Annotated in this window: 17 protein-coding genes; 3 read left to right on the top strand and 14 right to left on the bottom strand. The window is 74.0% G+C overall.

Going from position 1 to position 21,893, the window contains the following annotated elements; all coding sequences use genetic code 11:
• Positions 1 to 135: 135 nt before the first annotated feature.
• Genes ACH4OW_RS37715 through ACH4OW_RS37700 form a run of 4 tightly spaced genes read right to left on the bottom strand, consistent with a single transcriptional unit; the run spans position 136 to position 5,017 of the window.
• Positions 136 to 1,143, bottom strand: a complete 1,008-nt coding sequence (locus ACH4OW_RS37715) for a Gfo/Idh/MocA family protein (RefSeq protein WP_398033174.1) — start codon at positions 1,141 to 1,143, stop codon at positions 136 to 138.
• Complete coding sequence (locus ACH4OW_RS37710) at positions 1,136 to 2,599, bottom strand: NDP-hexose 2,3-dehydratase family protein (RefSeq protein WP_398033172.1); 1,464 nt, start codon at positions 2,597 to 2,599, stop codon at positions 1,136 to 1,138. Before ACH4OW_RS37710 ends, ACH4OW_RS37715 begins: the two co-directional genes overlap by 8 nt.
• A 50-nt stretch (positions 2,600 to 2,649) precedes the next feature.
• On the bottom strand, positions 2,650 to 3,954 hold the full coding sequence (gene rfbH, locus ACH4OW_RS37705) for a lipopolysaccharide biosynthesis protein RfbH (protein WP_360137346.1): 1,305 nt from the start codon (positions 3,952 to 3,954) through the stop codon (positions 2,650 to 2,652).
• Positions 3,955 to 3,991: 37 nt separating this feature from the next.
• Complete coding sequence (locus tag ACH4OW_RS37700; protein ID WP_360137343.1) at positions 3,992 to 5,017, bottom strand: NAD(P)-dependent oxidoreductase; 1,026 nt, start codon at positions 5,015 to 5,017, stop codon at positions 3,992 to 3,994.
• A gap of 122 nt (positions 5,018 to 5,139) precedes the next feature.
• Here ACH4OW_RS37700 and ACH4OW_RS37695 point away from each other — a divergent pair, with 122 nt between their 5' ends.
• Positions 5,140 to 5,745 (top strand): dTDP-4-dehydrorhamnose 3,5-epimerase family protein, encoded by a 606-nt coding sequence (locus ACH4OW_RS37695; protein ID WP_360137340.1) that lies wholly within the window; start codon positions 5,140 to 5,142, stop codon positions 5,743 to 5,745.
• A 74-nt stretch (positions 5,746 to 5,819) separates the two neighbouring features.
• On the opposite strand, the gene ACH4OW_RS37690 is transcribed toward ACH4OW_RS37695, so the two are convergent.
• From ACH4OW_RS37690 to ACH4OW_RS37670, 5 genes are read right to left on the bottom strand one after another with little or no spacing between them, the layout of a single operon-like run.
• Entirely contained in the window at positions 5,820 to 7,481 is a 1,662-nt protein-coding gene (locus ACH4OW_RS37690; protein WP_398033168.1) for an FAD-dependent oxidoreductase, read from the bottom strand.
• Positions 7,478 to 8,518 carry a dTDP-glucose 4,6-dehydratase gene (gene rfbB / locus ACH4OW_RS37685; protein ID WP_360137334.1) on the bottom strand — a complete coding sequence of 347 codons (1,041 nt, stop codon included), beginning with the start codon at positions 8,516 to 8,518 and terminating at the stop codon, positions 7,478 to 7,480. The genes ACH4OW_RS37690 and rfbB overlap by 4 nt, the downstream gene beginning before the upstream one ends.
• Positions 8,515 to 9,582: a glucose-1-phosphate thymidylyltransferase gene (locus ACH4OW_RS37680; protein ID WP_360137331.1), complete on the bottom strand. Its 1,068-nt coding sequence runs from the start codon at positions 9,580 to 9,582 to the stop codon at positions 8,515 to 8,517. Before ACH4OW_RS37680 ends, rfbB begins: the two co-directional genes overlap by 4 nt.
• A 46-nt stretch (positions 9,583 to 9,628) precedes the next feature.
• Entirely contained in the window at positions 9,629 to 10,192 is a 564-nt protein-coding gene (ssuE, locus tag ACH4OW_RS37675; protein WP_398033164.1) for an NADPH-dependent FMN reductase, read from the bottom strand.
• Between the two features lie 27 nt (positions 10,193 to 10,219).
• Positions 10,220 to 11,380 carry a MupA/Atu3671 family FMN-dependent luciferase-like monooxygenase gene (locus tag ACH4OW_RS37670; RefSeq protein ID WP_360137325.1) on the bottom strand — a complete coding sequence of 387 codons (1,161 nt, stop codon included), beginning with the start codon at positions 11,378 to 11,380 and terminating at the stop codon, positions 10,220 to 10,222.
• Positions 11,381 to 11,589: 209 nt separating this feature from the next.
• On the opposite strand from ACH4OW_RS37670, the gene ACH4OW_RS37665 reads away from it, so the two are divergent.
• Complete coding sequence (locus tag ACH4OW_RS37665) at positions 11,590 to 13,134, top strand: class I adenylate-forming enzyme family protein (protein WP_360137322.1); 1,545 nt, start codon at positions 11,590 to 11,592, stop codon at positions 13,132 to 13,134.
• Between the two features lie 36 nt (positions 13,135 to 13,170).
• A complete protein-coding gene (locus ACH4OW_RS37660) occupies positions 13,171 to 13,443 on the top strand; it encodes a phosphopantetheine-binding protein (protein WP_360137319.1) in 273 nt (90 codons plus the stop codon).
• Between the two features lie 199 nt (positions 13,444 to 13,642).
• On the opposite strand, the gene ACH4OW_RS37655 is transcribed toward ACH4OW_RS37660, so the two are convergent.
• The 5 genes from ACH4OW_RS37655 to ACH4OW_RS37635 are packed head-to-tail and all read right to left on the bottom strand — an operon-like array spanning position 13,643 to position 21,893.
• Complete coding sequence (locus ACH4OW_RS37655; RefSeq protein WP_398033162.1) at positions 13,643 to 14,809, bottom strand: nucleotide disphospho-sugar-binding domain-containing protein; 1,167 nt, start codon at positions 14,807 to 14,809, stop codon at positions 13,643 to 13,645.
• Positions 14,697 to 16,424 (bottom strand): MFS transporter, encoded by a 1,728-nt coding sequence (locus tag ACH4OW_RS37650; RefSeq protein WP_398033159.1) that lies wholly within the window; start codon positions 16,422 to 16,424, stop codon positions 14,697 to 14,699. Before ACH4OW_RS37650 ends, ACH4OW_RS37655 begins: the two co-directional genes overlap by 113 nt.
• On the bottom strand, positions 16,421 to 17,590 hold the full coding sequence (locus ACH4OW_RS37645) for a nucleotide disphospho-sugar-binding domain-containing protein (protein ID WP_398033156.1): 1,170 nt from the start codon (positions 17,588 to 17,590) through the stop codon (positions 16,421 to 16,423). The genes ACH4OW_RS37650 and ACH4OW_RS37645 overlap by 4 nt, the downstream gene beginning before the upstream one ends.
• Complete coding sequence (locus tag ACH4OW_RS37640; RefSeq protein WP_398033154.1) at positions 17,578 to 18,744, bottom strand: nucleotide disphospho-sugar-binding domain-containing protein; 1,167 nt, start codon at positions 18,742 to 18,744, stop codon at positions 17,578 to 17,580. The genes ACH4OW_RS37645 and ACH4OW_RS37640 overlap by 13 nt, the downstream gene beginning before the upstream one ends.
• Positions 18,732 to 21,893, bottom strand: coding sequence for an amino acid adenylation domain-containing protein (locus ACH4OW_RS37635; RefSeq protein WP_398033151.1), 3,162 nt, complete (start codon positions 21,891 to 21,893; stop codon positions 18,732 to 18,734). Before ACH4OW_RS37635 ends, ACH4OW_RS37640 begins: the two co-directional genes overlap by 13 nt.

Below are 21,893 nucleotides of genomic sequence, written 5' to 3'. Positions count from 1 at the left end.
TCAGCTTGCCCTTGGCACGCTGCGCCTCGGTCGCCCGCTCACTGGGGCCTCGCCGGGCCTGCTCACGGATGGCGTGCAGCTCGGCGACCCGCCCGGCAGCGGCCGGCGGCCCGCCGGCCGTGGTCACGGTTGCGGTCATGTGCGTACTCCCCCTGTCGGGTGCGGTGGGTGGGCCGTGGCGCGGGCGCGGACGGTGTCCAGGAGCGCGGCCTGTTCCAGGCACTGCGCGGCATCCGGCGACCCGGCGGTGCCGGAGCGGACGGCGCGGACGAACGCCCGGACGGTGGCGGCCACCTGGTCGTGCGGGGCGAGGGTCAGGTCGCGCGGGCCGCGGGCGTCGGTGATCCGCAGGGTGGGTTTGTGGTCGGCGGGCGGAGTGAAGGCCGGCTCGACGCGGATCGACCCCGCGCTGCCCCACAGCTCGTACGCGGAGCCGTAGGCGTGGTCCATGCCGAACGCCAGCTGGCCCAGCACACCGTCCGGGGAGCGGAGCAGTACCGCGCCGGAGGTTTCCACGGCCGCGCCGGGCGCGTGGTCGAAAGCCGAGCCGACGATCTCCAGGCCGCTGCCCAGGAAGTGCAGGGCGGCGCGCACGGGGTAGTAGCCGATGTCCAGGAGCGCGCCGCCGCCGAGCGCGGGGTCGTGCCGGATGTTGCCGGGCGGCAGGGCGGGAACGGTGAAGGCCGCGCTGAACGCCCGCAGCCGGCCGATCGCTCCGCTCGCGACCAGTTCGCGCACCACCGCGTGCTGCGGGTGGTGGAGGAATATCACGTTCTCCATCAGCACCAGGCCCGAGGTGCGGGCCAGTTCGAGCAGCGCCGCGGTGGCGGGGAGGTCGGTGGTGAGGGGCTTCTCGGCCAGTACGTGCTTGCCGGCGCGCAGGGCGCGGCCGGCCCAGGTGGCGTGCAGGGAGATGGGCAGGGGCACGTACACGGCGTCGATGTCGGGGCGTTCCAGTACGGCGTCGTAGCTCTCGACGGCGGCGCAGCCGTACCGGGCGGCCACCTCCCGCGCCCGCCCGCCGTCGCGGCTGGCCACCGCGGTCAGCTCGACGTCCGGGTCGGCCGCCATGGCGGGCAGCACCCGGCGGCGGGCGATGTCGGCGGTGCCGAGGACGGCGGTGCGCAGGGGGTGTTCAGTCATGCGGGTGGTGTCCCATGGCGTTGAGGCAGGCGAGGAGGGTGCGGGCCTGCACGTTGACGTAGTGGCCGTGTTTGACGAGGGCGGTGAGCTGGCCGAGGGTGACCCACTGGTAGCCGGCCGGCGGGTCGAGCGGCGCCTCGTCGGGTGCCGCCTCGACGACGAGGTAGCGGTTCTCGGCGTACAGGAAGCGGCCACCCTCCTCGGAGTGGACGGCGTCGTAGCGGATACGGCCGGGGGCGGCGGACAGGACCAGGTCGAGGAAGGGCGGCCGGGTGTCCAGGCCCGCGAAGTTCTCCGGTGAGCACTGGACGGTGGGGGCCAGTTCGACGGTGTCCAGGAAGCCGCCTTCGACCTTGGCGTGGGCGAGCACGTGCAGCACCCCGCCGATCGGCCGGGCCAAGAACGCCGCGATGCCGCGGCTGCGGGGCTCGATCAGCGGCTGGGTCCAGCCGGTGACCTCGCGGTTGCCGGCCTGTACCTCGACGGCGACGACGTCGAACCAGCGGCCGTCGTCCTTGCCGATGCGGTGGGTGTCGCGCGTCCAGCCGGGCAGCGCGCCGAGCGGGACCCGTTCGGCCCTGACGTCGTAGCGGGAGCGCTCGGCGGTGAACCAGGACAGCAGGTCCACGTCGCTGTGCAGGGCGCCGGCGCGGGGGTCGCGGGAGCGGGCCAGTGCCCGGCCGAAGGCGTCCGCCGCGGGGCCCGCGGGCGGCGGCTCGTAGGCGGGCAGGCAGGCCAGCACCGTGCGCGAGTCCATGTTGACGAGGTTGTCCCGGTGCAGCAACGCGGAGATCTGGCCGAGGGTGAGCCAGCAGAAGTCCTCGTCGTCGGGTACCTCGCCGTCCACCTCGACGATCATGTTGCGGTTGCTCTTGTGGTGGAACCACGAGCCGTGCTCGGACTGCAGGACGTCGGCGAGCACCCGGCCGCGGCCGGGCCCGGTGAAGTACCGGATGTACTTCACGTCGGTGCCCTGGTGGACCTTGGTGTAGTTGCTGCGGGTGGCCTGGACGGTGGGGGAGAGCTGGAGCACGTTGCGGTTGCCCGGCTCCATCTTGGCCTGCATCAGAAAGTGCAGTACCCCGTCGAACTCCTTGGCCAGGATGCCGAGGATGCCGACCTCGGGCTGCTTGATGATGGGCTGGTACCACTCCTTGTGCGGCCCGTCGTCGACCGTGACGTGCAGCCCCTGCACGCTGAAGAAGCGCCCGCTGGCGTGCACCAGGTTCCCGGTGCCGGGCTCGAAGGACCAGCCGCGCAGCGCGGCGAAGGGGATGCGCCCGACGTGGAAGCGGCCCGCGGTCCCGCGCCCGGCGAACCAGCGGTGGAACTCCTCGGTGGACAGCCGGCCGCTGACCGCGGCGGCGGAGCGCCCGATCCGGCGGGCGGCCGATTCCGGCTCGCGGGGCCCCAGGACCGGCAGCGGCTCCGTGCGCTCCGCAAGATGCGTCGACATGTACGGTCTCTCCTCGTCAGGGTGCGTGGTCAAAGAGGGCGCGGCGGCGGTCAGCCCCGCGCGGCGACGAACTCGCGGACCGAGGCGGCCATGTAGTCGGTCATCTCGTCGGTCAGGCCCGGGTAGACGCCGATCCAGAAGGTCTGTTCGGTGATCACGTCGGAGTTGCCGAGGTCGCCGACGATGCGGTGCGGCACGTCCACGTACGCGGGCTGGCGGGTGAGGTTGCCCGCGAACAGGTTGCGGGTGCCGATCCTGCGGTCCTCCAGGAAGTTCACCAGCTCCCTGCGGGTGAAGGGCGCCTCGGGGTCGACGGTCAGCACGAAGCCGAACCAGCTGGGCTCGCTGCCCAGCGTCGCCTCCGGCAGGATCAGCCACGGCACGCCGTCCAGTGCCTCGCGCAGCCGCTGCCAGTTGTGGCGCCGGGCCGCGGTGAAGTCGTCCACCTTGGCCAGCTGGGTCAGGCCCAGCGCGGCCTGCAGGTCGGTGGCCTTCAGGTTGTAGCCGACGTGCGAGTAGATGTACTTGTGGTCGTAGCCGGCGGGCAGCGTGCCCAGCTGGTACTGGAACCGCTTGAAGCAGCGGTCGCTCTCGCCGGGCTCGCACCAGCAGTCGCGGCCCCAGTCGCGCAGCGACTCCACGACCCGCGCGAGCGCCAGGTTGGACGTCAGGACGCAGCCGCCCTCGCCCATCGTCAGGTGGTGTGCCGGGTAGAAGCTCACCGTGGTCAGGTCGCCGAAGGTGCCGGTGAGCTGCCCGTTGTAGGTGGAGCCGACCGCGTCGCAGTTGTCCTCGACGAGGAAGAGGTCGTGCTCCTCGCAGATCTGCGCCACCTCGGCGGCCTCGAAGGGGTTGCCCAGCGCGTGGGCCACCATCACGGCCCGGGTGCGCGGCCCGACGGCGGCCTTGATGCGGTCCGCCGTCGTGTTGTACGTCTTCAGGTCGACGTCCACGAAGACCGGCACCAGGCCGTTCTGGAGGATCGGGTTGACGGTGGTGGGGAAGCCCGCCGCCACCGTGATCACCTCGTCGCCGGGGCGCAGCCTGCGGTCCTCCAGGTGCGGCGAGGTGAGCGCCGTCATGGCCAGCAGGTTGGCCGACGACCCCGAGTTGACCAGGTGGGCCTTGCGGCGCTTCATGTAGCGGGCGAAGCGGGTCTCGAACCGCCGCGAGTCACGGCCGGCCGCGATCCGCATGTCCAGCGCCGCCTCGACCAGGGCCACCCGGTCCTCCGGGCCGAGCACCGCGCCCGACGGCCAGATCTCGCTGACGCCCGGCTCGAACGCCCGGTCCGGCTCCGCCGCCAGGTGGTAGTCCCGCACCTGGTCGAGGATCCGCGCCTTGATATCGCTCATCTTTTGTGCCTCCATGGTCAGTCCGGCACGAAGCCCGTCACACCGTTCCCGATGGGGACATGCTGGCCGCGCCGACTTGAACGGCACTGGACAACGGGTCGCAGCGCACCGCGGCACGGGCCTCGGCCAGCAGGTCGCGCAGCGAGTCGTCCAGGCTGCGGCGCGGCCGCCACCCCAGCAAGCGGCCGGCGAGGGCGATGTCCATGCGCTGCCACTCCGCCTCCGGGGGGCGCCCGCCGGGGGACGGCACCTCGGTGATCTCGGCGCCCCGGCCCGCCAGTTCGGTCAGCCGGGTGACCAGGGCGCGCACCGGCACGGCCCGGCCCCCGCCGATGTTGACGACCCGCCCGGTGGCGGGGGAGCCGGCCGCGGCCAGGACGGCGTCGGCGACGTCCCGTACGTCCACGAAGTCGCGGTGGGCGAGCAGCGGGGCGAGCCGCAGGGGCCCCGGGGGTTCCTCGGCGAGGTGGCGGGCGACCGTGCCCAGCAGGCTCGCCGGAGGGGTGCCGGGCCCCGACACGTTCGAGACGCGCAGCACCAGCCCGTCCACCGCACCCGCCGCGGCCGCGTCCAGCAGCGCCAGGCCGCCGGCCAGCTTGGAACGGCCGTACGGGGTCACCGGCGCGGTGGGGGTGTCCTCGGTGATGCCGCGGCGCGGACCGGGCCCGTACTCGTGCACCGACCCGAGCTGCACCAGCCGCGGCGGACGGGGCAGGCTCGCCACGGCGGTCACCAGACGGCGCACCAGGTCGTCGTTGGCAAGCGCCATGTCCTCGGCGCTCACACCCCAGACCGCGCCCGCCGCGTTGACCACCACCCGGGCGCCGTGGTCGGCGAGCAGCCGGGCGATCCGCTCCGGTGCCGCCCGCACCAGGTCGAGGGTGACCGTGCGGCACGGCGGTGGTACGGGCGGGTGGGTGCGGGCCACGCCGGTCACCGTCCATCCCGCATCCGCGAAGGCCGCGCAGAGGTGCCGCCCCACGAACCCGGTGGCGCCGAGCACCACCACCGAAGGGGCCGCGCCACCGCGCCCGCCGTGTGCTGTCCGGTCGATCACCGACACCGTCCCGCCTCCTGGTCGTCTGCTGGAAGGGGCACTGTGGCCCGGGCCGCTCGCGGGCCGCTGGACAGGCGCTCACGCGGCGCTACCAGGATTCGAGCCGGGCCGCCTACGGTCCGGAAGCCATGAGGATCGAAGAGACCGCCGTACCGGACGCGTACCGCATCACTCCCCAGCTGCTGCCGGATCCGCGCGGCACCTTCCACGAGTCGTACAGGTACGACCTCCTCGCCGCGGCCACCGGCCACCACTTCGTGCCGCGCCAGGTCAACTACTCGGTCTCGGCGCGCAACACGGTGCGCGGACTGCACGGGGTGGCGCTACCGACGGGTCAGGCCAAGCTGGTCAGCTGTGTGCGGGGGGTGCTGCTGGACGTCGTGGTGGACATCCGCCTCGGGTCGCCGACCTTCGGCGAACACGCGTGCACGGTGCTGGACGCGCGGGAGGGCCGGGCGGTGTACGTCGCGGAGGGGCTGGCGCACGGCTTCGTGGCGCTGGCCGACGACACCTGCATCAGCTACCTGTGTTCGACCGAGTACCGGCCGGGCACGCAGCTGGACCTGCGGGCCTTCGATCCGGAGCTGGGGCTGCCGTGGGCGGGCTGGCTGACCGGCGAACCGCTGCTCTCGGAGAAGGACGCCCAGGCACCGACCGTCGCCGAGGTGGCGGAGCGTGGCCTGCTGCCGGAGTACGAGGCGTGCTTGGAGCGGTACCGGGCCAACGGAAACTGAACGCGCAGGAGGTGCGCAAGAAGGCCCGCCCCGGTATTGCCGGAGGCGGGCCTTGTCGCGTGCCGGGGCCCGGCTCAGCGAGCGCCGGCCTCTTCGGTGGCCTTGGCGGCAGGGCGCAGGCCCAGGGCCGTGAGGGCGGCCGCCGGGCCTGCCGGGGACGCGCCGCGAGCGGCGAGGTAGCCGTCCGGCCGCACCAGCAGCCAGCCGCCCGGCGCCACGCCGAGGCCGGCGGCGAGCCGGCCTTCCGGGTCGGCCAGCGGTTCCGCACCGTCCACCGGGGCGCCGCCGACGGTACGTACCCGGACGCTGTCCCCGTACCGCCCGGCGATGTCCCGCGCGTCCCGCTCGGTGTCGGCCGGCAGCCCGCCGAAGGTGAGCAACGACCACCCCGGGCGCCGGAGTTCGTCCGTGAGCTGCTGCCAGCCCGCGTCGGCCGCGTGGTCGGCGCCGTCCACCCGGCCGACCCGCTCGCCCGGGCGCAGCGCGCCGTCCGCGACGCCCGGCCCGGCCGCGTACGCGAGCGGGCCCTCGGCGTACGACAGGCCCAGCGCCGACATCCCGCCCATGATCTTGCGCTGGATGCGGGACTTCAGCGGGCGCAGCGTGCGCAGCACGGTGAAGGCCGCGCGCAGTCCCGCCGCGGCCCGGCGGCTGCGCAGCTGCACCAGCATCGTGGCCATGCGGGTGGTGCGCAGCAACTCCGCGCCCACCGGCACCCGTTCCTCGCTGTAGGTGTCGAGCAGGGCGTCCGCGGCCTCGCCGCGCAGCACGGCGGCCAGCTTCCATGCGAGATTCACCGCGTCCTGCACACCGGTGTTCATGCCCTGCCCGGAGGCGGGGCTGTGCACGTGTGCGGCGTCGCCCGCCAGCAGGACGCGGCCCTGGCGCATCGTGCTGATCATGCGCTGCTGGATGGTGAACACCGACACCCAGGTGGGCTCCTCGACCCGGGCCGGCCGGCCCGTACCGGTGGCGATCTTCGCGGCGAAGCGCCGGGCCACCATGGCGTCGTCCCCGCCGTACGAGGTCTCCGCGGTGTCCAGCAGCCGCCACTTGCCGGGCTCGGGGAACGGCACCATCATGACCGTCCCCGCGGGCGTGCGCATCCAGTGGATGCTGTCCTGCGGCAGGTCGCAGTCCACATGGGCGTCCGCGATGAGCCAGGTCTCGCTGCTCTCGCCGGTCAGCTTCAGACCGAGCTGCTTGCGCACCGTGCTGTGGCCGCCGTCGCAGCCGACCAGCCAATCCGCGGTCACGGTCTCGGCCCGGCCGTCCGGGTGGCGCAACCGGGCCCGGACGCCGCCCGTACCGAGGTCCTCGAAGTCCACCAGGCGCACGCCCCATTCGACCGTGACGCCGTGCCGGGCCGCCGCGGTGCGCAGCACCTCCTCGGTGACCGCCTGGTCGACCATCAGGGTGAAGGGGAAGCGGGTGGGCAGCCTGCTGTAGTCGGTGTCGAAGCGGATCAGACAGCGGCCGTTCTGGTGCAGGGTGAAGTGCTCGACGCGGCGGCCGCGCGGCAGCAGGTCGTCCAGCACTCCCATCTGGTCGTAGGTCTCCAGGGTGCGGGCGTGGGTGGCCAGCGCCCGGCTGGTGGTGGCCGGGCCGTGCGCCGCGTCCACCAGCCGGACCCGGGCGCCGTGCCGGGCCAGTTCGTGGGCGGCGCTCAGGCCGACCGGCCCGGCGCCCACGACCAGGACCTGCGGTCCGGGCGCCGTCTCGTCGGTCACGGTCATGCGCGGTGCTGCCTCTCGGTGTCGTGCCGGTCCCGCTGTTCGGCGCGGGACGGGGTGTCGTGCTGCTCCTGCGCGTCCCGTGCCGCCTTCCACCAGCCCGGGTTGTCGCGGTACCAGGCGGCCGTGGCGGCGAGGCCGTCCTCGAAGGGGATCCGCGGCGCGTAGCCCAGCTCCGTGCGGATCTTGCTCTCGTCCAGGGAGTAGCGCAGGTCGTGGCCCTTGCGGTCGGCGACCCGCACGACGTGCGACCAGTCGCAGCCGGTCAGTTCCAGCAGCCGTTCGGTGATCTGCCGGTTGGTCTGCTCGTTGCCGCCCCCGACGTTGTAGATCTCGCCCGCCCGGCCGCGCGTCAGTACCAGCTGGATCGCCCGGCAGTGGTCGTCCACGTGCAGCCACTCGCGGATGTTGCCGCCGTCCCCGTACAGCGGGACCGTGCCGCCCTCCAGAAGGCTGGTGACGAAGCGGGGGATCAGCTTCTCGGGGTGCTGGTACGGGCCGTAGTTGTTGGAGCAGCGGGTGACGGAGACGTTCAGGCCGTGGGTGCGCCAGTAGGCGCGGGCCACCAGGTCCGAGCCCGCCTTGGACGCGGCGTAGGGGGAGTTGGGCAGCAGCGGCCACTCCTCCGTCCAGGAGCCCTCGTCGATCGAGCCGTACACTTCGTCCGTCGAGACGTGCACCACGCGCGGGACACCGGCGCGCAGGGCCGCCTCCATGACGTTCTGGGTGCCGCCCACGTTCGTCGCGACGAACTCGGCCGCGGACTCCAGGGAACGGTCCACGTGCGACTCGGCGGCGAAGTGCACCACCGCGTCGTGGCCGGGGAAGACGTCCAGCAGCAGCGGCAGGTCGCAGATGTCGCCCTGTACGAACGCGAGCCGGGGGTGGGCGGCCGGCAGGTTGTCGCGGTTGCCCGCGTAGGTCAGCTTGTCGAGGACGGTGACCTCGGCGTCCTCGTACTCCTCGTAGCCGCCCTCCAGCAGGGTGCGGACGTAGTGCGAACCGATGAACCCGGCGCCGCCGGTGACCAGGATCTTCACGCGGCGACCTCCACGCGGGTGTGATCGCCGACCACCAGGCGGTGGTGGCGGTGGGCGACGGTGGTGCCGGTGACGGCGGCGGACCGGCCGAGCAGGGAGCCGTGCAGGCCCCGCACTCCGGAGACGGTCACGCCGTCCAGGGCGATGGAGTAATCGAGGTGGGTGCCGGTCAGGACGCAGTCCCGGCCGATGGAGGTGTGCGGTCCCACATGGCTGTTCTCCAGCACCGTGCCCGCGCCGATCACCGCCGGGCCTTCGACGAAGGACCGCCTGATCCGGGCCCCGGGCTCCACGACCACCGCTCCGATCAGGACGCTCTCGGCGTCCACGTCGCCCTCGACGCGGCGCTCCATGCCGTCCAGGAGCCACTGGTTGCACTCCAGTACGTCTTCGACCTTGCCGGTGTCCTTCCAGTACCCGGCGTACTCCTGGGCCCGGACGGTGGCGCCGTGCGACACCAGCCACTGGATGGCGTCGGTGATCTCCAGCTCGCCACGCGCGCTCGGCTCGATGGCGTCGACCGCCTCGTGGATGGCGGACGTGAAGAAGTACACGCCGATCAGGGCCAGGTTGGAGCGCGGCACCGCCGGCTTCTCCACCAGGCGTTCCACCACGCCGCCGGCGTCCACCTCGGCGACGCCGAAGGCGCGCGGGTCGGCGACCTGCTGGACCACGATCTGGGCGGCCGGGCGCAGGGCACGGAACTCGGCGGCGGCCTCGGCGATGCCCTGCGGCAGCATGTTGTCGCCGAGGTACATCACGAAGTCGTCGTCGCCGAGGAAGTCCCGGGCCAGGGTCACGCACTGGGCGAGGCCGGCCGGGCTCTCCTGCGGGATGTAGGTGATCGCGACGCCGAGCCGGGAGCCGTCGCCGAGGGCGTCGGCGATCTCCTTGGCGTGGTGGCCGACGATCACCCCGATCTCGGTCACGCCGAGATCGCGGATGTTCTCCAGCACCCGTTCCAGTACCGGCTTGTTGGCGATGGGGATGAGCTGCTTGGGCATGGAGTAGCTGAACGGGCGCAGACGGGATCCCGTCCCGCCGGCCAGAACCAGAGCCTTCATGGGTCCTCTTCTGTGGTGTCGGTGTTGTCTGTCGGGGCGCGGCGGGTCAGGCCGCCAGTGCCTGCCGTGGAGCCGGGTGGCGGACGGCGAGCGCGTCCACCAGCGCGGCGAACCGCCCGGTGACGCCGTCCAGCCGGGCGCCGGTCTCCGGGTCGAGGCCGCCGGAGCCTTGCCGGGACCGGTCGGCGTGTACGAAGAAGCTCTCCGCCACCGCCGCCGGGCGCATCGACATCAGGACCGGCCGCAGCCCGTAGTCGAGGGCCAGTACGTGCGCCGGCGAGCCGCCGGTGGCGAGCGGCAGCACCACCTTGCCCGCCAGCGCGTACTGCGGCAGGACGTCGAGGAACGCCTTGAGCAGCCCCGAGCAGCCGGCCTTGTAGACAGGTGTGGCCAGCACGACGGCGTCGGCGCCGGCGAGGCGCGCGGCGGCCGCGGCGAGCTGCGGGTCGGTGGTGTCACCGGCCAGCAGCGGCGCCGCCGGCAGGCCGCGCACGGCGAGGGTGTCCACCTGGTGGTCGCGCTCGCGCAGCCGCTCGGCGGTCAGGGTGAGCACCTGGTGGGTGAAGGAGACCGGCGACGGGCTGCCGGAGACGGCCAGGATCGTCGGCATGGGACAACCTCCTGTGGGAAGCGGGGTTCAGCCGGCCGGCGTGCGAACGGCGGGCGCCGGGGACGCGCCGTCCGCCGCGGCGGGGTGCGAGGCGGCACGGCGCACCTCGTCGAGCAGTTCCAGCGAGGCCAGCACCTGCCGCGGGTCGGGCACGAAGTCGACCAGGCAGGCGATCTCGTCGGCGCCGGCGGCGCGCACCCGGCGGGCGGTGGCGGTGCACTCCTCGACCGAGCCGATCAGCGCGTTGCCGGACAGATAGCGGTCCACGGCCAGCCCCGCCAGCTTGCGCCGGGCACTGTCGGCGGCGAGCACGTCGCTGCCCTCCTTGCCGCCGCTCATCCGGCCGCCCGCGCCCACCGCACGGGCCTCCAGGTCGATGGCGGTCAGCAGGTACTCCTTGAGGCTGCCGCCGCCCACGCGGCGGGCCTCGTCAGGGTCTGTGGCGACATAGGTGTGCATCATCACCGTGACCTTGCCGGGTGTCTCCCAGCCGGCCTCCACGCGGGCCGCCCGGTACAGCGCGGTCTTCTCCGCGAGCGCGTCCACGTCCTGGTTCTCCAGGTGGGTGAGGATGTTGCAGCCCATACGGCCGGCCTCGCGGAAGGTGCCCTCGCTGCGGGACGCGGTCACCCACACCGGCAGCTCGTCCTGCACCGGGCGCGGGTAGACCGGCAAGGTGGCCTCGGCGCCCAGCGGGTTGGTGCCGGTCCACCGCCCGGTGCGCCACGCCCGGCGGATGTCCGCCACGTCCCGGACCATCTGCTCGCGCCGGTTCGCGTACTTCTCCGGAGCGAGCACGAAGTCGTTGACGTTCCAGCCGGACCCCACCGAGATGGCGACGCGCCCGCCGGACAGGCCGTCCACCACCGCGAAGTCCTCGACGACGCGGGCGGCCGGGTGCAGCGGGGTGACCACGCTGCCCGCCCGGATCTGGATCCGGTCGGTCACCGCGGCGATGGCCGCCGAGGTGACGGCCGGGTTGGGGAAGGCACCGCCGAAACGGTGGAAGTGCCGCTCGGGCGTCGACACGAAGCCGAAGCCCAGCTCGTCGGCGCGGCGGGCCGCGTCCAGCATCAGCCGGTAGGTCTCGTCCGCCCGGTCGCCGACCGCGGCGAAGAAGAAGACACCGAGGTCCAGCGGCTTTTCGCCCGCGTCCGCACCCGGGGTCCGCCGGGATTGCGCGTTCATCCTGTGCTGCCTCCTTGCCCGTCGGACGTCGTCGCGGCGGGGTCGTCTTAATCGGGCTTGCTGTCCGCGGTCACCATCGGGCGGCCGCCTCGCAGCCCGCTTGAGCCCGGGCAGGCCGCCGGGGGACCAGCGCGGCTCAAGTCCGGCTCCAGCGGCCCGCGGAAGAGTCGCCGGGGATCACACCGACCCGAGCCGACCGAGGTTGCTGGATGACGACTCAGACACTGGTGGCGCCCGACACCGACACCGGCACGGTCCACGGACTGCTCGCCGCGGCCGTCGCGGCCCGGCCCGGCGCGCCCGCGGTGCGCGACGCCTCGGGCAGCTGGACCTACGCCGAACTGGACGCCTGGTCGCGCGCGTACGCCGACTGGCTCGACGCGCGCGGGCTGCGCCGCGGGGACCGGATCCTCGTACGAATGGGCAATGTCCGCGCGTTCACCGCGCTGTTCTTCGGAGCGCTGCGCCGGGGCATCGTCTTCGTGCCGGTCAACCCGGCGATGAAACGGTTCCACCTGGCGACCGTGGTGCCCGACTGCGAACCCGCGCTGCTCGTCGCGCACGACGCGCAGGACGCCGCCGTACTCCGCGAGCTGACCGACCGCCCCGTGCACACACCCGAAGAGGTCCACCGGGCCGCCGGGGACCTGTACGCGGCCGGGCCGGCCGGCCACGACGGCACCGGCGGCGGGGCACGGACCGACGACCCCGTCCTGCTGATCTACACCTCGGGCTCCACCTCGGCACCGAAGGCCGTGCTGAGCACCCATGCGCCCGTCGTGTTCGCCACCAGGGCGATCGCGGCCCGCCTGCGCTACCGCGCGGACGACGTCGTCCTGGTGGCCGTGCCGCTCTCCTTCGACTACGGGCTCTACCAGATCCTGCTGTCCGTGTTCGCCGGCGCCGAGGCCGTGCTGACCGAACCCGACCGGCACGTCCGGCTGCTCGGCACCCTGCACGACCACCGCGTCACCGTCGTGCCGCTGGTGCCCTCGCTCGGCGAGATGCTGCTGAAACTGGCCGCCCGCGACCGCAGGGAAGCGCCGCCCGTGCGCCTGTTCACCAACACCGGCGCGGCGCTCACCGCGCCGGTCATCGCCCACCTGCGCGCCGCCTTCCCGCACGCCGCGATCGCCCCGATGTTCGGCACCACCGAGTGCAAGCGCATCACCGTGCTGGAGCCCGACGGCGACCTGGCACGCCCGGGCTCGGTGGGCCGTGCCCTGGACGGCACCGAGGTGCTGATCCTCGACGACGACGGACGGGCGCTGCCGCCCGGCACGGTCGGCGAGATCGCGGTGCGCGGCCCGCACGTCATGTCCGGCTACTGGCGCGCTCCCGAGCAGACCGCGCTGCGCTTCCGGCCCGACCCGGCGACCGGCGACGTCACCCTGCACACCGGCGACTACGGTCATCTCGACGCCGACGGGCACCTCTACTTCGAGGGCCGCCGCGACGACCTGTTCAAGCGCAAGGGCGTCCGGATGGGCACCCTGGAGATCGAGACGGCCGCCCTGGACATCCCCGGCGTCTCGGCCGCCGCGGCCCTCGCCCCGGACGGCGGCCACGACCTGACCCTGTACGCCGTGACGGACCTGACGGCCGACGACGTGCTGGCGCAGCTCGCCGACCGGCTGGAGGCCGCCAAGGTCCCCGCGGCCTGCCACCTGCTGCCCGCACTGCCGCTCACCCCGAACGGCAAGACCGACAAGCAGCGCCTGCGCCGCGAACAGGACGCCCGTCCCGCCGGCTGACCCACCCGTACACCCCGCACACAGAAGGAGATCACCATGACCACCGCAGACGTTCCGTGGGACGCCGGCTTCGAGGAACTGCTGACCTCGGTGCTGCCGCGCCGGGCCGGCGCAGGACCGCTCACCGGCGACCTCGACCTCAAGAAGGCCGGCCTGGACTCGATGGCCACCATCGAGTTGCTGGTCCGTCTGGAGGCCGGCTACCGCGTGGAGTTCCCCGAGGACGCCCTCACCGCCGCGACCTTCGCCACCCCGGCGGCGCTCTGGGCGGTCCTGACCGCGCAGCGCACCGCCACCGTCACCGCCTGACCCGTACCCCGACCGCACCCCTGTCCCTCCCGGAGGACCCCCATGAGCCACCTCTTCATCGGTCTCGGCATCACCGTCGTCGCCTGCCTCATCATGAAGTTCGGCGGTGACGCGCTGAAGAAGCGCCGCCGCTGAACAGCTTGTACGGCAGTGAGCCCCCGGCCTTCCGGCCGGGGGCTCTGTTCGTGTGTGCCGGAGGTCAGCCGGCGGCCAGGCGCTCCAGGTCCGCCACGACGCGGGCCGGGCTCGGCATTGCCGCCATGTCGCGGCGCAGCTCTGCGGCGCCGCGGAGGTAGCGCGGGTCGTCCAGTACGTCCCGTACGGCTTCGCGGACGCGGGCCGGGTCGTTCTGCGGCGCGGCCTCGGCGAGGACGCGCGCCGCACCGGCCTTCTTCAGGTGCTCGGCCGAGGCGAACTGGTCGACCAGCTGCGGCAGGACGACCTGCGGCAGTCCGAAGGCACAGGCCGTCATGGTGGTGTTGGCGCCACCGTGGTGCACGACGGCGTGGCAGTCGCGCAGGAAGAGGTTGAGCGGTACGGGCTCCACGACCCGCACGTTGCCCGGCACGTCGCCGAAGCCCGCGTGGAACTCCGGGGCCGCGGTGACCACGGCCGCCACGTCCGCCAGCCCCTCGAAGGCCGCGATGATCGAGCGGAACAGGCCGGTCCCGTTGAGTACGAGCGTCTGGCGGCCCAGGCAGACCGCCACCCGGCGCACCCCGTCGGCCGGGGGAACGCGCAGCCACGCGGGCGCGCTGCCGGCGCCGTTGAACGGGACGTACCCGATGGGCGCGCCCGGCGCCGCGCTCGGGTGGCGCAGCGCGGGCGGGCACGGGTCGAGCAGCAGGTCGGGGTCGGGCAGCCCGGCCAGACCGAGCCGGGTGGCGGCCCCGTGCAGGAAGTGGCGGGCGGACGTGCGGGACGGGCCGCTGAGCGGATCGACGCCCCAGCGGTGCTGGACGGACGGGACGCCGAGGGCTCCGGCGACGATCTGCCCGGCCAGCTCCATCTGCTCGGAGACGATCAGATCGGGCCGCCAGTCGCGGGCGAACTCCAGATAGGCGCCGAGCAGGTAACGGGCGTGGGTCTCCCACAGCTTGGCGCTGCCCGCCATCTTCTCCGGCGGGGTCGGGCCCATCAGCTCCAACGGGCGCTTGCCGGGCGGCAGATGGCGCAGCAGGACGTCCAGGCCGTGGAAGCGGTCGCCGATGTCGACGGCGGAGATCCCGGCCGCCCGTGCCGCGTCGGTGACGTCAGGCTGCGCCGCGACCGTCACCTCGTGCCCCGCCCCCTGGAGCGCCCAGGCCAGCGGCACCATCGGGGTGAAGTGGGTCGGAAAGGGGGTGCTCAGCATCAGTACGCGCATGGTCTTCTTCCTGGAGGGGGGCGAGGGGCGGGACGGTGCCGGTGGGCGGGTCTTCCGCGTCCGTGGTGTCGTTGACGTTGACGTCCTTCATCAGCAAGGCCGTCAGCAGCGCTGCCAGCAGCAGCCCGGCCGAGGTCAGCAGCACGGTTCCGGTGGCGTGCGCGAAGGCATCGGTGACCAGGCGGCGGTGGGCCGGGTCGAGGCCGGCGAGCCGGGCCGCGGCGGTGTCCGGGTCGCGGACCCCGGACTCACGGGCCGCCGCGGCGAACCGCGTGCTCAGGACGACGCCGAGCACCGTGCCGCCGATGGTGGTGCCCAGCATGGTGGCGAACCGGGACGTGGTGGTGACCACGCCCAACTGGCCCGTGGGCGCCGCCGACTGGGTCATGAACAGCGCGATCTGCGTGACGCCGCCCAGGCCCGCACCGAGCAGCAGGAGCAGCACGTCGAGCAGCCACGTGGGGGCGTCGGCCGCGGTGAGCCCGAGGGCGGCGGTGGCGGCGGCCGCGGTGGCGGTGGTGGCGACCAGGACGGCCTTGCAGCGGCCGGTACGGGCGACCACCTTGCCCCAGCCCAGGAAGACCAGGACGACGCCGACGGCGAGCGGTATCAGGTGCAGGCCGACCGCGTCGAGGTCCACACCCCGCACGATGTTCAGGTGGTTGACGAGGAACACCGGCAGCGACAGCAGCGCGAAACCGCCGGTGAACTGGAGGATCGCGGCGGGCCTGAACACCCGGTCCTTGAAGAGTGCCGGCGGCATCAGCGGATCCGCGGCCTTCAGCTGGCGCGCGACGAACGCCCCGGCCATCATCACGCCGCCGTAGAAGTACGGCAGGACCGGCCCGGAGAAGGAGTTCTGCTCGCCGTACGTCTTGACGCCCAGCAGCAGCGCGCAGGTGGCAGCCGCGATGAGTACCGAGCCGAGGACGTCGACGCGCTGCCGGGTGCCCCGGACCGGCAGCCGCAGCGCCCAGGCGATCCCGGCCAGGGCGAGGCCCGCGACCGGCACGTTGAGCAGGAAGATGCCGCGCCAGGACAGCTCCTGGCTGATCGGGCCGCCGATCATCGGGCCCGCGATGATGCCGGCCGCGATGAGGATGCCGCCCGCGTTGGAGCGCCCGGCGCGGGACTTGGGCGGGTAGAGCGTCGCGATGACGATCAACGTCATGCTCATCAGCCCGCCGCCGCCCAGGCCCTGCACCGCGCGGAAGGCGATCAGCTGGGTGAGGGATCCCGCGGTGGCGCACAGCGCGGACCCGGCGAGGAAGGTGGCGAGCGCGGCCAGGTAGACGCGGCGCGGCCCGAAGCTGTCGCTGAGCCTGCCGTACAGCGGCTGGGCGGCCGTGGCGGCGAGGAGGTAGGCGGTGATCAGCCAGGGGAAGCGCTCGATGCCGTGGGCCGGGTCGAGGTCGCGCACGATCGGCAGCACGGCGGAGGAGACGATCGAGCCGTCCAGCAGGGCCAGGCCCATGGTCCCCATCGCGCACACGACGAAAACCAGCACCTGGATGTCGCTCATGCCGTACGGGTTCGGCTTCTTCTCCTTGGCGGACCCGGCCGGTGCGGACCCCTGCGCGTCCCCGGCGGACTTGACGGGAGCTTCCGTGCTCATGCCTTCACCCCCTGCCGGGCGGCCAGCTGTTCCAGTACGGGGACGGTCTCGGCCGCCGACGGCATCGCCGCGGTCTCCGCGCGCAGCCGCCCGGCGGCGTCCCGGTACGCAGCCCCGGTGAGCAGGGCGGTGAGGGCTTCGGCCACCCGGTCGCCGCTGTTCTGCGCCTCGGCGTTGTCCAGGGTGATCCCGGCACCGGCAGCGGCGACCCGGTCGCCCGCGACGAACGCGTCACCGAGCTGCGGGAGCACGAGCTGCGGCACACCGAGGGCGGCCGCCCCCAGCGTGGACCCCGCCCCGCCGTGGTGCACCACGAGGTCGGCGCCGGGAAAGAGCAGGCCCGGCGCGGTACGCGAGGTGTACGTCATGCCTTCGGGCAGGGCGCCCACCTCGTCCCGGTGCCCGGGCGCCGCGGAGACGACAGCCTCCACCTGCCCGGCGGCGGCCAGCGCGTCGACGACCCGGCGGAGCAGCGGCGCGCCGCCGAGGTCGAGGGTGTGCCCGCCGAGCGCCACCGCGACCCGGCGCCCCGGGGGCGCGGTGTACGCCCAGGGCGTGCCGTCGCCGGTGTGCGGCTCGGGGCGCACCGGCCGGGCGGGCGGCGCCTGGGTGTCCGCCAGGGCGGGCGGCGCCGGGTCGAGGACCAGGTCGGGAACGGGTACGGTGGCGAGGCCGAGCCGTGCGCACAGCGGGCCGAGCCACATCCGGGTCTGGCCGAGCATGAACGTACTCGTCGGATTCACGCCCCAGCGGTGCCAGACGCTCGGGATGCCGAGCACCGCGCCGACGACCGCGCCCGTGTAGTCCATGTGGTCGGACAGCACCAGGTCGGCGCCCCAGTCGCGGGCGGTCTCCAGGTAGTCGGGCAGGACGTACGGGGCGTGGTTGCGCCACATCTGGGCGGCGCCGTCGATCTGCCGGGCAGGGGGACGGCCGGTGACCTCGATGGGCCGCAGCCCCGCAGGGCGGTTGCCCCGGCGCAGGTCGAAGGCGTGGAAGGGGTCGCCGACGGTGACGGTGGCGAGCCCCGCCCCGGCGGCCGGCCCGGTGATGTCGGGCTGCCCGGTGACGAGCACCTCGTGCCCGGCGCCGGCCAGCGCCCGTACCACGGGCAGCAGCGGCAGGAAGTGGGTCTCGACGGGGCTGCTGATGATCAGTACGCGCATCGGAGGTTCTCCAGGTCTCGGACGACGGCGGCGGGACTCGGCATGGCGGCCATGGAGCCGGCCAGGTCCCTGGCACCCTTGGTGAAGCGCTCCTCGGCCAGCAGGGCGCCGACGGCCGCGGCCACCTGGGCCGGGTCGTTCTGCGCGCCGGCGGTGCCGAGAGCCAGCCCGGCCCCGGCGGCGGCCAGCAGGTCGCCGCCCTGGAACTGGTCGACGAGCTGCGGCATGACGAGCTGGGGCACGCCCGCACCGGCCACGGTGAGCAGGGTGTTGGCGCCGCCGTGCGAGACGACCGCGTCGCAGGTGTGCAGGAAGCCGCTGAGTGGCGTCGGCGGGACGAGGGTGACGTTGGCCGGGACGGTGCCGAGGTCGTCGAGGAACTCCTCCTGCACGGTCATGACGGCCTCGGTCTCCGGCAGCGCGCCGAACGCCTCGATGATGCCGCGGAACATCGCCAGGCCACCGAGTGCGATGGTCTGGCGCCCCATCGAGACGCAGACCCGGGGCCGTTCGCCCCGTTGGCGCAGCCAACCGGGCACCGGACCCGTCCCGTTGAACGGGACGTGGCGGATCGGGGTGCCGGCCGGTGCGCCCGGCACCAGGAGTTCGGGCGGCGCCGGGTCGAGCAGCACGTCGGGCGAGGGCAGGCCGCCCTCGATGCCGAGCCGTTCGGCGGCGCCGCGCAGCAGGTCCTCCGCGGTGGCCCGCATCAGGTGGCTCATCGGGTCCACGCCCCAGCGGTGCGAGACCACGGGGATCTTCAGGGCGCCGCCGACCAGGCACGCGGCCCAGTCGAAGATCTCCGAGACCACCAGGTCGGGCCGGAACTGCCGGGCCACCTCCAGGTAGCGCGGCGCCAGGTAGCGGGAGTGCAGCACCCACACCCGCGAGCCGATCAGGGTCATCTCGGGAGTGAGCGGGCCGACGACCTCGATGGGCCGCTTGCCGGGCGGCAGCGGCGGGGTCAGCAGGTCCTTGCCGTGGAACTCGCGGCCCACCGTGACGGTGTTCAGGCCCGCCGAGCGGGCCGCCGGGACGATGTCGGGCTGGCCGGCGACCAGCACCTCGTGCCCGGCGCCGCGCAGCGCCCAGGCCAGCGGCACCACGCAGGTGAAGTGGGTGGATTCGGGACTGCTCAGGATCAGTACGCGCATGCGGTGTCCTCGGACGGGGTGGGTACGGTCGGGCTCTGGGCGTGCGCGGCGGGGCCCCGGCGGACGGCAGCGGCGTAGGCGCGCACGAGCCGCCCGGCGGTGGCGGCGGGCAGCCGGTCGGTACGTACGGAAGCGGTGACGGCGAAGCCCTCCGGCACGGCCCGTACGTCCAGCTCCAGTTCGGTGAACATCGACGGACTGCCGATCCGCGACACCTCGCAGACACAGCCGGGGAGGTCGAGCCGGGGATCGGGGTCGTCCTGCATCAGGAAGCTGGGCATCGGGCGCAGCGCCTCGCCGCCGCCGGTCAGCACCAGGGTGCGGGCCAGCCGGGCGCCGCCGGTCTCCTGCGCGGCGAGCGCGTCGTCCACGTTCGCCACCGCCTGCTCCAGCAGGCCGCGGTCCGTGTCCTGGTGCGGCGGCCAGAAGCGCAGGTACAGCAGGTCCACGCGGCAGCTGACGGCGGTCGCCAGTACGCCGCTGCCCCGGCGGGCCACCGGCACCTTCACCGCAATGTCCTCCTGGCCGCTCAGCTCCCGCAGGACGTGCCCGAACAGCGCGGCGAGCACGGCGAACCGGGTGGTGCCGAGCGTGCGGGCGTGCGCGTCCCAGCGGGCGACGTCTCCGGCGGACACCACGGCCGAACGGGAATGGCCGGGACCGGCGTTGCGGTCGGTGTCGGTACGGCCCGGCAGCTCCAGGGGTTCCTGGAGTTCCAGGTGCTCCTGCCAGTACTCCTGCTGGGCCGCCAGGTCCACCCGCGCAAGCACCCGGCGGTGGTCGGCGCAGACCTCGGCGAGGGTCGCGGCGGGCGCCGGGAAGACGGGCGCGCGGCCCGCGAGCCGCGCGGCGTAGGCCAGCCCGAGATCGGCGGCGAGCACCGTCTCGGACGCGCCGTCGAAAGCGACGTGGTGCACGACCAGGCCGAACAGGGTGCGCCCGGTGGCGGCGTCGCGCACCGCGGCGCACCGCCACACCCGCGCGTCGTGCACCGCCAGCGGCCGCAGGGCCGCCGCGAGCCAGGCGGCGACGGCGGCCGCCCCGTCCGGCGCGTCGGGCAGGCGGACCATCTCGGCGTCCGACGGGTCGTCCGGCACCACGGCGTAACCGGTCTCGTTGTCCCGGATCAAGTACCGCGCGTGCAGCGCCTGGTGGCGCCGGTGCACGTCACCGACGGCCCGTTCCAGCGCGCCGGGGTCGAGGGGCCCGTCGATCCACCAGGTCACCCGGCACAGCCCGCCGAGCCCTTCGGTGTCGTGGGCGCCGGCGAACAGGAATCCGGCCTGCTCGGGCGGGAGCGGCAGCTCGCCGGGCCCGAGGCCCGCGACGGGCCCGGTGCCGTCCGTGGCGGCCGGCGCGGTGGCGTCCAGCCACGCGGCGAGTCCGCTGACCGTCGGCGTACGGAAGACCTGGGAGGGCTGGACGGCGGCGCCCAGCGCGGAGTCGAGGTGCTGGCACAGCCGCGCGGCGTCCAGCGAACTGCCGCCCAGTTCGAAGAAGGACGCGTCGGCGGTGACCCGGCAGCCGTCCAGGACGGTACGGAACGCATCGGCGACCACGGCCGCCGTGCCGTCGAAGTCCTCGTCCGGTTCCGTGGCGCGGTCCTGCTCGGCGCGGACGAGGGCGGCGAGTGCCTGGCGGTCGATCTTTCCGTTGGGCAACTGCGGGAAGGAGTCGAGGCGGTGGACGCGGCGCGGCACCAGGTACTCCGGGAGGCGCCCGGCGAGCCGGGCGCGCAGCGCGTCCGGGTCCGGGCCCGCCGCGTCGCCGCGCGAGTAGAACAGCGCGAGCCCCTGGTACGAGCCGTCGGGTCGCGGCACCGGCACCACCGCGGCACCGGTGACCGAGGGCACCCGTTCGGCCGTGCGCTCCACCTCGGCGGGCTCGATCCGGTGGCCGCGGACCTTGATCTGCCGGTCGGCCCGCCCGGAGTAGTGGTACACCCCCACGGCGGACCGGTGCCCCAGGTCGCCGGTGCGGTACAGACGCCGGCGCACACCGTCCACCTCGGCCGTCACGAACGCGGCGTCGGTCAGCGCGGGGTGGCCGAGGTAGCCCCGGGCCAGCCCGGGGCCGCCCAGGCACAGTTCGCCCGTCTCGCCGGGTGCGCACCGCCGTGTGCCGTCCAGGACCAGTACGTCGGTGTGCGGCAGGGCGGTGCCCAGGGGGATGCCCGCCGGGTCGTCGCAGTCCTCGGGCCGTACGGTGTGGGCGGTGACCAGCGCGCCGCACTCGACGGGCCCGTACACGTTGATCAGTTGGGTGCCCGGGTGGGCGGCGAGGAAGGCACGCATCCGCGGGGGCGCGGCCCGTTCGCCGCCGATGGCCACCCACGCCATCCCGGCGAAGGCACCGACGTCGGTGGTGACGAGCATGTTGAACAACTGGGTCGTCAGGAAGGCCGCGTTGACGCCTTCCTCGGCGATCAGCGCGCGCAGGGTGCGCGGCACCAGCACCTGCTCGTCCAGCAGAACGGTCGTCCCGCCGGTCAGCAGCATGCTCCAGCAGTCCAGCGTGAAGCCGTCCCAGGTGGGCGGCGCGGTCTGCGGCATCACCGTGCCGGGGCCGAGCCGGGCGAAGGTGGCGGTGTCGAAGAGGCGGACCGCGTTCTCGTGGGCGGCGACCACCCCCTTGGGTGCTCCGGTGGACCCCGAGGTGAAGAAGACCGAGCAGGCGTCGGCGCCGGTCACCTCGACCGGCGCCGGGCGCGCCCCGCGCGCGGCGGTGACGGCCAGGCTCTCGGCGGGCGGACACCACGTCGGCACCGGCCGGTCACCGCCGGCGGTGGTCACCAGCAGCCGGGCGTCCAGTCGCCCGATCTGCTCCGCGACCCGGTCGGCGGGCCAGCGCGGGTCCAAGTACGAGTACGCGGCCCCGCACTTGAACAGCGCCAGCAGCACCGCGATCAGCGGCGCCCCGCGCTCCATGAGCACCGGCACCAGGTCGCCGCGGCGTACGCCGCGCGCTTGGAGGAGGGCCGCGTACCCGTCGGAAGCGGCATCCAGCTCGCGGTAGCTGGTGGTGATCCCGCGGTGGGACAGGGCGGTCGCACCGGGGAAGCGGCGGGCCGCGTCCTGGAAGAGGCCGTGCATCGTGCTGCCCCGGGTGAACCGCGCCGTGTCCGCCGCGGGTTCGAGGAGTGCGGTCAT

The organism is Streptomyces sp. NPDC017056, from assembly GCF_044332485.1.
Lineage (GTDB): Bacteria > Actinomycetota > Actinomycetes > Streptomycetales > Streptomycetaceae > Streptomyces.
This window is presented reverse-complemented; position numbering and strand designations above follow the sequence as displayed.